Annotated in this window: 12 protein-coding genes; 2 read left to right on the top strand and 10 right to left on the bottom strand. The window is 42.6% G+C overall.

Features of this window, described 5'->3' with window-relative positions; genetic code table 11:
- Positions 1–131 precede the first annotated feature (131 nt).
- From xylA to xylB, 3 genes are all read right to left on the bottom strand, one after another.
- Complete coding sequence (gene xylA / locus DFR58_RS01815) at positions 132–1,451, bottom strand: xylose isomerase (RefSeq protein WP_114296106.1); 1,320 nt, start codon at positions 1,449–1,451, stop codon at positions 132–134.
- 27 nt (positions 1,452–1,478) lie between these two features.
- Positions 1,479–2,675 (bottom strand): ROK family transcriptional regulator, encoded by a 1,197-nt coding sequence (locus DFR58_RS01810; RefSeq protein WP_114296105.1) that lies wholly within the window; start codon positions 2,673–2,675, stop codon positions 1,479–1,481.
- 87 nt (positions 2,676–2,762) lie between these two features.
- A complete protein-coding gene (xylB, locus tag DFR58_RS01805; protein ID WP_114296104.1) occupies positions 2,763–4,295 on the bottom strand; it encodes a xylulokinase in 1,533 nt (510 codons plus the stop codon).
- Between the two features lie 308 nt (positions 4,296–4,603).
- On the opposite strand from xylB, the gene DFR58_RS01800 reads away from it, so the two are divergent.
- Positions 4,604–4,774 (top strand): DUF1540 domain-containing protein, encoded by a 171-nt coding sequence (locus DFR58_RS01800; RefSeq protein ID WP_114296103.1) that lies wholly within the window; start codon positions 4,604–4,606, stop codon positions 4,772–4,774.
- Positions 4,775–4,821: 47 nt separating this feature from the next.
- Here the strand turns inward: DFR58_RS01800 and DFR58_RS01795 are convergent, their stop codons facing one another.
- The gene (locus tag DFR58_RS01795) at positions 4,822–6,495 is read right to left on the bottom strand and encodes a nucleoside kinase (protein ID WP_114296102.1); all 1,674 of its coding nucleotides are present in this window, start codon (positions 6,493–6,495) and stop codon (positions 4,822–4,824) included.
- 253 nt (positions 6,496–6,748) lie between these two features.
- Here DFR58_RS01795 and DFR58_RS01790 point away from each other — a divergent pair, with 253 nt between their 5' ends.
- Positions 6,749–8,344 (top strand): peptide chain release factor 3, encoded by a 1,596-nt coding sequence (locus DFR58_RS01790; RefSeq protein WP_114296101.1) that lies wholly within the window; start codon positions 6,749–6,751, stop codon positions 8,342–8,344.
- 89 nt (positions 8,345–8,433) lie between these two features.
- Here DFR58_RS01790 and DFR58_RS01785 read toward each other — a convergent pair whose 3' ends face one another.
- The 6 genes from DFR58_RS01785 to DFR58_RS01760 all read right to left on the bottom strand — a co-directional run bounded on the left by DFR58_RS01785 (position 8,434) and on the right by DFR58_RS01760 (position 13,293).
- Entirely contained in the window at positions 8,434–10,473 is a 2,040-nt protein-coding gene (locus DFR58_RS01785) for a bifunctional 4-hydroxy-3-methylbut-2-enyl diphosphate reductase/30S ribosomal protein S1 (RefSeq protein ID WP_114296100.1), read from the bottom strand.
- Positions 10,474–11,058, bottom strand: a complete 585-nt coding sequence (locus DFR58_RS01780) for a lysophospholipid acyltransferase family protein (RefSeq protein ID WP_114296099.1) — start codon at positions 11,056–11,058, stop codon at positions 10,474–10,476. It abuts the gene before it with no gap.
- Positions 11,055–11,732: a (d)CMP kinase gene (cmk, locus tag DFR58_RS01775; protein ID WP_114296098.1), complete on the bottom strand. Its 678-nt coding sequence runs from the start codon at positions 11,730–11,732 to the stop codon at positions 11,055–11,057. The genes DFR58_RS01780 and cmk overlap by 4 nt, the downstream gene beginning before the upstream one ends.
- Before the next feature lie 109 nt (positions 11,733–11,841).
- On the bottom strand, positions 11,842–12,198 hold the full coding sequence (gene aroH / locus DFR58_RS01770) for a chorismate mutase (RefSeq protein ID WP_114296097.1): 357 nt from the start codon (positions 12,196–12,198) through the stop codon (positions 11,842–11,844).
- A 42-nt stretch (positions 12,199–12,240) separates the two neighbouring features.
- Positions 12,241–12,660 carry a HutP family protein gene (locus DFR58_RS01765; RefSeq protein WP_114296096.1) on the bottom strand — a complete coding sequence of 140 codons (420 nt, stop codon included), beginning with the start codon at positions 12,658–12,660 and terminating at the stop codon, positions 12,241–12,243.
- Positions 12,661–12,783: 123 nt separating this feature from the next.
- Entirely contained in the window at positions 12,784–13,293 is a 510-nt protein-coding gene (locus DFR58_RS01760; RefSeq protein WP_114296095.1) for a hypothetical protein, read from the bottom strand.
- Positions 13,294–13,328: the final 35 nt, after the last annotated feature.

The raw sequence follows: 13,328 nt of genomic DNA, 5'->3' as shown, positions 1-13,328 counted from the left end.
ATTTGTCAATATGTTTGTTGATATCTAACAAGCTATAATAATATAAATTAAGTGTATATAAAAAAACCTGCCTCAAAACCGGCAGGTTTTTTATACAAAAATATTTTTACCCTTATTAATGCATAGTGTCCTTAGCCCTCAAGAATGTACTGGTTCAACAAGGACTCAAGCATTTCCTGTCTTCCCGACACATTCTTTATTGCGCCGTTGCTGAAAGCATAGCTCTCCAATTCCTTAAAGCCTGCCTTCCCTTCCACTATATCCTTTCCTATTCCATTTGTATAGCTGGAATACCTGTCGGATACAAACTTATCCATTTTGCCATCCTCGATAATTTTGTATGCAATTCTTAAGCCCTTTGCAAAGGTATCCATTCCCGCAATATGTCCATAGAAAAGATCCTCAGGTTCAAACGAGCCTCTCCTTACCTTGGAGTCAAAATTCAATCCCCCAGTGCCAAGGCCACCCGCCTTTAATATTTCGTACATTGCAAGGGTTGTGTCATATATATTCGTTGGGAATTGATCGGTATCCCATCCCAGAAGCATATCTCCCTGATTGGCATCTACGCTTCCTAACATTCCGTTAATGGCAGATACTCTAAGCTCATGCTGGAAGGTGTGAGCCGCAAGGGTTGCATGATTGGCCTCAATGTTGAGCTTAAAATGCTTTTCCAGACCATAGGTTTTCAGGAAGCCTATTACAGTTCCGGCATCAAAGTCATACTGGTGCTTGGTAGGCTCCTTAGGCTTGGGCTCAATAAGGAATTGGCCTTTGAAGCCTATCTCGTTTGCATACTCTACTGCCATACGGAGAAATCTTGCAAGGTTATCCAGTTCCAGCTTCATATTGGTGTTCAAGAGAGTCTCATAGCCTTCTCTCCCTCCCCAGAATACATAGTTTTCTCCTCCAAGCTCCATGGTGATTTCCATTGCCTTTTTAACCTGTGCAGCCGCAAAAGCAAAAACGTCAGCATTCGGAGAGGTTGACGCTCCATGCACATACCTTGGATGTGAGAAGGCGTTGGCGGTACCCCACAGCAGCTTTAAGTCGCTTGTCTTCATAAGATCCTTTGTCAAAGCAACAATTTCATCCAGATTTTTATTGCTGTCCTTCAAGGTCGCGCCCTCGGGAGCTATATCCCTGTCATGGAAGCAGAAAAACGGTGCTCCCAGCTTGCTGCAAAATTCAAAATTTGCCCTCATTTTTTCTTTTGCAAGTTCCATAGGGTCTGTTATATTATCCCAAGGCCTCAGGGCTGTGCCCACTCCGAAGGGATCTCCCCCTGTGGCTTGATATGTGTGCCAGTACGCCACGGCAAACCTTAAATGCTCCTTCATTGTCTTTCCGCCTATTTTTTCATCGGCATTATAATACTTGAAGGATAACGGATTGTCCGAGACCTTTCCCTCATACTTGATTTTTGGTACGCTCTTGAAATATTCCGACATTTTAAAAAACCTCCTGATATATTTTTATTATTTCCCAAACAACACCTTAAGCGGTACAATTGCCGCTCCCATTGTTGAGGATTTCTGCCCTATTTCCGACGCTATAATTTCAACATTCATTGCCGGAAGCCTTAAAGCCTTTGCCGACACTATGCTTTTAATATGCTCCATAACCAGATCGGCATATTTTACAAACTCCTTGCCTATTACTATTTTTGAGGGATTGAGTGTGTTCACAATGCTTGATATCGCTATCGCCAGATATCTTGAGGACTCGCTTAAAATTCCCCTTGCAGCCTCGTCTCCCGCCCTTGCGCACTCTACTATCTGGTCAAGTCCTATTTCATTAACATCCTCAAAGCTGTTCATACGAGACACCACGCCCTGCCTTACAAGCTTTCTGGCTGTTTCAACCATGCTGACTGTTGAGGACAGCGTCTCTAAGCATCCATAATTTCCGCATCCGCATTTGGGCCCGTTTTCATGGACTGAGATATGCCCTACCTCTCCCGCACTTCCCCCCGTACCTCTATAAAGCCTTCCTCCCGTGAATATCCCCGCGCCTATGCCCGATTTCACATTAATGCATACAAAGTTGTCAATCCCCTGACAGGCGCCTATCCAATTTTCACATATCGCCGAGGCCATTGCTTCATTCTCTACATAAACGGGAATATTGGAAAACCGCTTTATATAATCCTTTATAAAAATGTTTTCCCATTTAAGGTTTGGTGCAAGTATTATTTCATGCGTTCGGGAATCCACCATTCCGGGTATAGATATTCCTATGCCCAAAATCTTGCTTGAATCAATATGCAAAAAATCCAGAGCAACTTTTATATAATACTCAATCCGCGATACCGTTAATTGGCACATGCAGGTATATGCCATAAATTCAGCCTTTTCATATACTACATTTCCCGTTATATCGACAACCATAATATTGACATAATCAATATCAATATCTACGCCTACCGAGTAAAACGAATCCGGCCTTAATTGAAGCATTACAGGCCGTCTTCCTCCCTTTGACTTTCCCGTTCCCGTCTCAAATATATATCCCTGCTCCAAAATTCCCGACACAATAATTCCCGTAGCAGTAGGAGAAAGTCCTGTGATTTTGGAAAGCTCCGCTCTGGAAACCGGGCCATGAATCCTTATAAGATCAAGGATTGCCGTCTGATTAAATTGTTTCAAGAACTGATTGTTTCCTGCCCTTTTCATTGCTTGTCTCTCTTTCTCAACTGATATGTGCAAAGCTATACAGGCTTTTAATCCCTAAATATTGCATCAGCCCGCGAGACAGTATCTTCAGTTCTTAAGGAGTGCCGCAAGATCAACAAAATCCTGCTTCAATGATCGGTACAACTGCGCGTATACAGAATGAAATTTGCTGTACACAGGCACTGCGGCCGCATCCGGCTCCTGCCGTGTCTTAACCTTTATAACGGCATCACACGCCTGAGGCACATTGTCATAAAGTCCGACACCCACACCCGCTAAAAGTGCCACTCCAAGTGCTCCGCCCTCGCTTGAGCTTATTGTATTGATTGACGTCCCAAAGGCATCTGCCTGCATTTGCCTCCATAGGCGGCTTTTCCCGCCTCCTCCTGACGCTCTTATTTCCCCTACGTCTACTCCCATTTCCTTTATAATGTCCAGACAGTCCTTGAGGCTGTATACAACCCCCTCCATTACAGCCCTCAGCAGGTCTTGCTTTTCGTGCTTTGCTGAAAGCCCGAAAAATACACCCTTTGCATTGGGGTCAAGATGAGGGGTTCTTTCTCCCATCATGTATGGAAGATAAATCAGGCCTTCACACCCCGGCTTTACCTTCTCCGCCTCCTGATCCATAAGAACATACGGATCTATCTTCATAAGCTCGGCAGTCCTTTTCTCTTCTATACAGAAATTATCTCTAAACCACTTAAGTGAAAGCCCTGCCCCTTGAGTAACACCCATTATATGCCAGGTGCCCGGAACAGCGTGGCAAAAGGTATGCACCCTCCCTTTAGGATCTATGCTTATATTTTCCGAAAAAGCAAATACAACCCCCGACGTGCCTATGGTGGAGGATATAACTCCCGGCCTTACGATCCCGTTTCCGACCGCTCCCGCCGCCTGATCTCCTGCTCCGCCTGCCACAGGAGTACCTTCCTTCAGCCCCGTAAGCTCAGCAGCACTTCTGCTTACCCTTCCGCTGATCTCCGGCGATTCATACAGGTCTCCTAAAAGGTCCTTTTCTATGCCAAGCTTTTCTAAAACCTCCCCGCTCCACTGCCTTTTTGAAATATCCATAAACTGCATTCCACTTGCATCCGAGACCTCTGTCGCAAACTCCCCAGTCAGCCTAAACCTTATATAATCCTTAGGCAGAAGAATCTTTCTTACCTTTTCAAAAATCTGGGGTTCATTGTTCTTAACCCACATTACCTTGGAGGCAGTAAAGCCTGTAAGCGCAGGGTTTGCAGTAATCTCAACCAGTCTTTCCCGTCCGACAAGGGAGGTTATCTGCTCGCACTCTGCCCAGCTTCTCTGATCGCACCATATAATTGCCTTCCGCAAAACGTTTCCTTCCTTGTCAAGAAGAACCGCTCCGTGCATTTGCCCCGATAAGCCTATCCCTTTTATATCGGACGGCTGTACGCCACTTTTAGACAATACCTCTCTTATTGTCGTCCGAGTGGCCTCCCACCAATCTTCAGGCTCCTGCTCGGCCCATCCTATATTCGGCTGGTATAGAGGATATTCCCCAAGGGCGCTTGATATAGTATTTCCCTGTTCATCAAACAATACCGTTTTTGTACCTGATGTTCCGATATCAATGCCTAATAGAAATGCCATGCATTTTCCCTCCTGTTAATCAATATACTTTGTAATATCATATTATAAAGTATATATTATATGCACTACAATTTCAATGAATTAATAGTATTTTTTATTAGTTTTTAATGTTAAGTTATTATGTTTTGACAGATAATTCAAAAATACCACTTCAAAAAGCATATATTTTACACAGTATATTTTTTTTGCATTTACTAATAATAAATTTGACAGTTTTCAAGGATTTATTATCTCCTGTTAACTGTTTAATATTTATTTTTTAATTCTACAAAATTTTAAATCAAAACATATTACGGAGGAATTGAATTATGAAGGCATCTAAAATGAACCATCCTAACGATGGTATAAAATGTGTTGTAAACTCATGCTATTTCTATATGTCGGGAGACCACTGCTCGGCCGAAAGGATCGAGGTTCAGCCCCGAAATGCTTCCAGCATTGAGCAGACTGATTGTGCAACATTTGCACCCAAGAGCTAAAAAAACAGGCCCATCTTAAGATGGGCCTGTTTTTTTTTTAGCTCCTTTTATTTATAGAAGCAGCTTCCCCCTATAAACTCTCTTATTATAGAATTATGGGGTATGTCATGGGTGGCTATGGGAAGAAAATAGCTTAAAAATTCTGTAAGCCTTTTGGCCTCCGAATATTCGGGATTAGATGGCCCTACCTCGCCGAGAAGCGGCTCCGCAAGAAGCTTCAGCACCCCAAGCTCGTATGCAAGTGAGGAATTGAACATAACATCCGCCTCCTCCTGATAAGGAAATATATTGCGCTCCTCACCCCTTCTGACGGAAGGCCACCATCTGAGAGTATTTATAGCAGAACATCCTCTGAACTGGTGGTCCCTCACCATTCTCCTTATAACCCTCGTGTCTGTTGTCGGTATTCTGTTGTGATCATCTATATTCATAGACGTAAGTGCGCTTACATATACCTTGAATTTGCTCTCCCTTGGAATTGAGGAGGTCAGCCTCTCATTAAGCCCGTGAATCCCCTCAATAATTATAACCTGATCCTTTTCAATACAGAGCTTTCTTCCCGCTTCATCCCTCATTCCTCTGGGGAAATTGAATATGGGTATCTCAACCTCACATCCGCAAATCAGCTCGCTTAAGTGCCTGTTGAACAACTGCACATCAATAGCCTCCAGGGCTTCATAATCATATTGTCCGTTCTCATCCTTAGGAGTGTTGTCCCTGTCTACAAAATAGTCATCCAGAGATATTGTCACCGGTCTTACGCCGTTTACCCTGAGCTGTATGGCAAGCCTGTTTGCAAAGGTGGTCTTTCCAGAGGAGGACGGCCCCGATATAAGCACTATCCTTTTCCTGCTTTCGCTGCCCGTTATCATATCAGCTATATGGCCTATTTTTTTCTCCTGAAGAGCCTCAGCCACTCTTATAAAGCTTCCTATTTCCCCCGAATCAACAATGTCATTAAGCGCACCCACATTACCCACACCCAGAATTCGTCCCCAATGCTTGTATTCCACAAAAATGTTAAACAGCTTTTTTTGCTCCTTAAATGGAGGAAGAACGTCAGGATTTGATCTGTCCGGGAACAACAAAATAACTCCGTAAGTGTAATGCCTTACCCCAAATACCTTAACATACCCCGTATGAGGAAGCATGTACCCATAGAAATAGTCGTTTAAGCCATCACAGCTATAGATTGTAACATAATCCTTATCTCTGTACTGTATAGCATGGCATCTGTCCTGCCTTCCCTCTTTTATGAACATAAGCCTTGCCTCCTCGGCAGGCATAATATGCCTTACAAAGGGAATTTCCGCATCAACAATTTCCCTCATCCTTTTTTCTATGAGCTCTGCCTCATGCGGCTCAAAATCACTGTCTCCCCTTATCTCACAGTACATTCCCTTACTTATTGAGTGGCTTATAACCGTCTTCCTTTCAGGGAAAAGGTCATTGACAGCCTTAATAAGTATAAAATGCAGACTTCTTCTGTATATTCTGGCTCCATCCTCATTTGTTATATCTATAAATTCGACTCTGCAGTCACCCGTTAACTCAAAATTCAGCTCTTTTATATCGTTATCAACCTTTGCAGCTACTATAGCCGATTTAAACTTTTTCTTGAAGGATTCACTCAATTCGTTTAATGAGATCCCCTCTGGCACACTCCTTCGGCTGCCATCCGAAAAAGAAATCTCTATAAGCCGGGAACTATTATTTACCATATAGCTTAAGCACCTCGTTTTTAGTAGTTTGCATTGCGTGTATTATATTTATTCTATGCATAAGCTGCAAATTCCTCCATAAGGCATGAAATTGCAGTTCATGCCCATTTTCAGGATTGAGGTGATAACATAATAGTATGAATAATGATATTTGACAGAATACGGGGCTATAATATAAAATAAATCGGATGCCTTTATAAGCATCAGTTCATAGCCAGCCACCCGTAATTATAATTTTTAAGGAAGGTTTAATATGAAACAATTGAAGGATGAAATAATATATGAAGTAAACAGAAGAAAAACCTTTGCTATAATATCCCACCCGGATGCCGGTAAAACAACCATGACGGAAAAGCTGCTGCTTTACGGCGGAGCAATCAGGCTGGCGGGATCGGTAAAGGCAAGAAAAGCCAGCAAGTATGCCGTTTCCGACTGGATGGACATAGAAAAGCAAAGGGGCATATCCGTTACATCAAGCGTTATGCAGTTTGATTATAACGATTACTGTATAAACATACTGGACACCCCCGGACATCAGGACTTCAGCGAGGATACATACCGGACCCTCATAGCCGCAGACAGCGCCGTTATGCTGATAGACGGCGCAAAGGGCGTGGAGGAGCAGACTATAAAACTGTTTCACGTATGCAGAATGAGGGGCATCCCCATATTTACCTTTATAAATAAAATGGACAGAGCCAGCAAGGACCCCTTTGAGCTTATGGAGGAGCTTGAAAATGTTTTGGGAATCCGCTCCTTTCCTATGAACTGGCCCATAGGGATTGACGGGGATTTCAAGGGCGTATATAACAGAAAGCTTTCTCAGATCGAGCTGTTCGGAGGAGGAAATCACGGTCAAACCGCGGTAAGCTCTACTATAGGCAAGGTTGATGATAAAATCTTTGCAGATCTTTTGGGAGAGCACTACCATAAAAGGCTGTGCGAGGAGATAGAGCTTCTTGACATGGCAGGGGACGAGTTTGACAAAAAGAAGGTTTTAACAGGAGAGCTTACGCCGATATTTTTCGGCAGTGCCATGACCAACTTTGGAGTTCAGCCCTTTTTGGAGGAATTTCTTTTGATGGCCCCCTCTCCCGGAATCAGGCCCGCCTCCGGCATTGAGGTAGATCCTGAAAGCGAGAGCTTTTCAGGCTTTATATTTAAAATACAGGCTAATATGAATCCAACCCACAGGGATAGGATTGCATTTATGCGAATATGCTCTGGGCGCTTCGGAAAAGGAATGTCGGTATACCATGTTCAGGCAGGGAAGGAAATCAGGCTTTCCCAGCCTCAGCAGTTTATGGCTCAGGAGCGCACAATTGTGGAGCAGGCATACGCGGGGGATATAATAGGGCTGTTCGATCCGGGAATTTTCAATATAGGCGATACGCTTTGCGGAAACGATTTAAAGGTTAAGTTTGACGGCATTCCCATTTTCCCTGCCGAACACTTTGCAAGGGTATCCGCTGCCGATTCAATGAAGCGGAAGCAGTTTTTAAAGGGAATTACCCAGCTTTCAGAGGAGGGGGCCGTGCAGGCCTTCAAGCAGATTGATATAGGTATAGAGGCCCTTGTAATAGGAGCAGTCGGGGCTTTGCAGTTTGAGGTGCTTGAGCACAGGCTGAAAAAGGAGTACGGAGTTGACTTAAGAATCCAGCATCTGCCCTATAAAATGGCGCGCTGGATATCGAATGAGGAATTAGACCCCAGAAAGCTCAGCTTAACAAGCAGTACAATGATTGCCACCGATAAGCTGGATCGCTATGTTCTTTTGTTTGAAAACGAGTGGTCTATACGGTGGGCCGAGGAAAGAAATAAGGGCTTAATTCTCACCGACATAGCATAACTCTTAAAAAACTAAATTTCCAGTATACCAAAAATAAGGACCCGTTTAAACGGGTCCTTATTTTTGCATTTATCTATATTCCACACATGCTATTCGTCCTTTTTATCTTCATCCGAAGACTCGGCGGCATCAGCTATGGTAACATTCATATCCTCTTTATGCTCGGTAGGAACATCCTCACCCGTACCTCCGGCAGCAGCCTCATCCTTTTCCTTAACAGGATCTATTGGATTGACCTCTTTAATGCTTAAGCTTATCCTGTTGCCTTCGGCATTAACTTCAGTAACCTTAGCCTCAATTTCCTGCCCTGCCTCCAACACATCAGAGGGCTTTGCAAGCCTGACACTGGATATCTGAGAAATGTGAACCAGTCCGTCCACTCCCTTTTCAAGCTCTATAAAAGCTCCAAAAGGCACAAGTCTGGCTACTTTTCCCTTTACCACATCCCCTACCTTATACTTCTCCTCTATGTTAAACCATGGATTGTCTTCCGCTCTTCTGTATCCTAAGGAAATTCTCTTTTTGCTTCTGTCAAACTCTAAGATAACTACTTCAATGTTGTCTCCAATATTCAAAACCTCTGAGGGGTGCTTTACCTTTGTCCATGACAATTCAGATATGTGAATAAGCCCGTCAACTCCTCCAATATCTACAAAAGCCCCAAAATCAGTAAAGCTCTTTACAACACCGCTGTATTTTTTACCTGTTTCCATGGACTCCCATAAGTCACTTGACAGCTTTGCCTTTTCCTCTTCTAAAATAACCCTTTGAGAACCAACTATCTTTCTCTTCTGCTTATTATATTCAATAATTCTTACGTTAACTGTCTGTTTTAAAAACTCTCTCAAATCCTTAACAAATTTATCGCTGATTTGAGAAGCCGGTATAAATATCCTTATCCCGTTTGCACTGGCAATGACTCCCCCATTTACAACCTCAACCACCTTAGCCTTGACAGGAGTTTTGCTTTCATATACTTCCTCAATTTTGTCCCATGACTTTAGTGCGTCCACTTTTTTCTTAGACAGCATAACGCTTCCTTCAGCATCATTTACTCTGACAACAAACACCTCAAGCTCATCGCCGATTTTTATTGATTCTTCAGGATTAAAATCAGGGTCATCAGAAAACTCCCCTATAGGAATAATTCCGTCACATTTAAACCCCAGATTTACATATACCTCCGTATTGTTAAAGCCAATAACTGTGCCCTTTACAACCTCTCCACTACGCACAGTAACAAGAGAACTTTCAAACGCTTCCTTGAAGCTCATTTCGTTTTCCTGTCTATTTAATTCATCCATTTTTCCTATAACCTCCTTGATTATCCAGTCAGGCGTTGATGCTCCAGCAGTGATACCGACTTTTTTATATTTATTTATATCTTCCAGTGGCAACTCACTGGGCATTTCAATTTTTATAGTATTGAAACAATACTTTTTACAGATCTCATAGAGCTTCTGTGTGTTGGAACTGTCTCTGCCTCCGATTACTATCATGCAGTCGACAATTTTCGCTATTTGCAAAGCTTCTTTTTGCCTTTGACTAGTCGCACTACATATTGTATCAAATTTTATGATATTTTCAAATTTATTTTCTAGGCATTTATTAATATTTTCCCATTTTTCTTTTGTAATAGTAGTTTGAGCTACTACACACACCTTTTGCCTGCTTTCTTTCAATGCCTGTACTTCCTCTTCGCTGTCCAGTATAACAGCCGTATTTTCGCACCAGCCATTTATACCCTTCACCTCAGGATGATCTTTATCTCCAATTATAATTATGCCGTAGCCCTCTTTATACTTTTCCTGAACTAAATTATGTATTTTTTTCACATAAGGACATGTAGCATCAACTACATTCACACCTTCCCTGATTAACCCTTCATAAACATCTTTAGCAATTCCATGTGCCCGCACAACTATATTTCCGGGCAACTCCGCTTCCTCGATACCGCTAATAATTTTAACTCCCCTTGAAGCAAAATCGTCATTAACCTGAGGATTATGTATAACCGCTCCAAGCGTATAAATTTTTCCGGCACTGCCCTCTATTAAACGGCGAACCGAGCTAACAGCCCTGTCTACTCCAAAACAAAAGCCTGCCGTTTCAGCCACTATAATATCCAACTACCTTCCCTCCAGTAATCCGTATACTTTCTTCATTATATCCCTGCTTATCTCTGTAAATTCTTCATTCATATATTTCTTATTTTTATCGGCCTCTATATAATAGGGCTCTCCGAACACCACCCTGACCTTGCTGAACAGCTTATACCGGCCCTCAACGCCTACCGGTATTACAGGCACCTGCTTTTTAACCGCAAACATTGCGGCTCCGGGGTTTACTTTTGCCACGCCCGCCTTGCCCCTTGTTCTTGTTCCCTCGGCAAAAATTCCAACTATATGTCCCTCGTCAAGCAAATTAAACGCCGTCTTTATTGCCCTCACATCGGCTTTCCCTCTTTTTACAGGAAATGCCCCAAGCCATTTTATCAAGCCTCCCAGAACAGGATTTCTAAACAGCTCCTCCTTGGCCATCCACCGAACCAGCCTTTTTATCCTAAAGCCTATAAAAAACATATCCAGCTCTCCGACATGGTTTGCACATATTAAAGCCGAGCCTTTCTTTGGAACATTTTCTATTCCCTTAATCTCAACCCTGTAAAAAACAGAAAAAAACATATTCACAAAAAACCTTAAGACATCTATCATGTGCTTTGCTCCTTTATCAGTGAAATAATTTTGTTTACAACCTCCCGCACACTCATATGGGTGGTATCAATCTCCACAGCATCCCCGGCCTTGACTAAAGGAGCAAATTCCCGGGTGCTGTCGTTCCTGTCCCTGTATTCTATATCTTTCATAACCTCTTCAATAGAGGCAGCTTTAATTCCCTTATCGGCCTGTTCATTAAATCTTCTCAGCGCTCTGGCCTCAACTGTAGCCGTCAGATATATTTTCACATCGGCATCAGGAAGCACATAAGAGCCTATGTCTCTTCCATCCATTACAACATCGTTGGCTTTTGCAATATCTCTTTGGAGTTCCACCATCTTAATCCTGACCTCAGGCACTGCCGCCACATCCGACGCAGCTATTGAAATTTCAGGTGTCCGTATCTCACAAGTAACATCTTCGTTGTCAAGAAGGACTCTTTGCTCATTAGCGGCATAAAAAATTCTTACATCAATGTTTTTAACAAGCTCCGACAACGCGTTTAAGTCACGGGTGTTTATTCCCTGCCTTATGGCCTTTAAAGCCACAGCCCTATACATTGCGCCGGTATCAAGATAAATAAATCCCAGAGTCTCCGATACTGTTCTTGCAATGGTGCTTTTGCCAGCACCTGCCGGTCCGTCAATTGCTATATTTACCTTCTTCAAAATTATTCCTCCAAATAGTGTTTAAGGGTCGTCTGGCATAATATTGATACCGCATTTCTTAATAAGTATTCTATAGATTATGTCGAAATTCCTCTTTTGCACAGCATAAAAGTTATAAATCCGGACGCAGAACCTTTGCCCCTTTAAGATATATATTCTTTATTTCACTATTTGACTTTTCACTGTTTATATGAAGCAATACCCGTATACAGCTTTTAAGGCTTCCCGGCACATCTATCTCGCTTGTACACATAAGCGCAACCCTTGTCCATCCCAACTGTCTGGCGGCCACTGCCGGAAAAGCGGCGTCAAGATCCTTTGTGGCTGTGAATATTATGCTTATTATATTATCTTGCTCAACATTATTTTCTTTTATGATTTCAGTCAACAGAGCTTTTGTCTCATCTATTATTTCGAACGCACTGTTATTTTCAACCGTTACGGCTCCTCTTATAGCCCTAACTGTCATATTAATCCCCCATTCTACCCTTCTGCATATTATAAAGCCTCTTTAGACTACTCGGTGTCCGAGGCCTATTGCCACCTCGTTCAAATGCAGCAGTCCTATGCCAAAAAATATGGCGACGCTTATATGGTCATTAAACCGTGCTATCCCTATCTTTCCTCCTACATTGAGTCCTATAGCCTTGGGCATTATCTGCGATATAGCTTCTCTGGTAGCCCCCGCAACAGCACCCTCTTCCACATGGCTGTCGGTGATGACGCCCTCTCTTTTAGCAGACACAACAGCCCTTTCAACTATTTTCATAACGGAATTTATAAACTCTCCCCCATAGTCCACCGCGGCAGTATAAACCCCTGTCTTTACAAATTCCGACTGCAGCAGCTTTTCCTGATGCCTGTCCGATGTAAGAGCAACTTTTATAGCCGCACCTGCAATATCCTTGCTTCCAAACTGTTTACCATCCATATTATTCTATTCCCCGCTATAGCCAGTCAATTAGAGTTTATTTACAAACAATAACTATTATATAGGAAGTAGGGTCTTAAAACAACATAAAATAATAGATAAACAGTATGTTTATCTATTATTTTATTGAATTTTAATCTGTGTAAGCTTTTTAACTCCGTATTTCACCCTGACTCTTTTATTGGCACAGTCATTATCTATATTGCCGCTCCTTGTAACTATAACCGCCTCAACCTCATCGCCTGTACCGCTCCCGTCAACCTCAACCACATCTCCGTCTCTCACCTTAAGCGTCACTATACCGCCTGTAAACACCCCTGCCTCATCACCGTTCACCAAAATTTTTACCTTTCCGTCTGCATTTCCGTTTAAAAGCTTGACACCTATCTCTCCTTCATCATAAAGATACTCTTCCCTGCCCAAAGGTATTCCCTCCGGCTCGCTCCTTCCAGAGATAAAGGTTCTTGCAACAGGGCTTATTAAAATAGTTTGTACCACAATCAGAAAGGTGAATGCCAGTATGAAGGTTAAAAAAATTATTCTCTCGAATGACAGCTTTCTGTTTTCCGTATATTTCCCCTCTCTCCATCTATTTTTATTAATGGATTTAATTCTGCGAATAAATATCTTCAAAGCCCGCCCCCCTGATATTATTATTTGTAAATAAT

Source organism: Anaerobacterium chartisolvens (assembly GCF_003337415.1).
In the GTDB taxonomy this organism is placed as follows: domain Bacteria; phylum Bacillota; class Clostridia; order Acetivibrionales; family DSM-27016; genus Anaerobacterium; species Anaerobacterium chartisolvens.
Note: the sequence above shows the minus strand (reverse complement) of the source record. Positions and strands in the feature narration are given on the sequence as shown.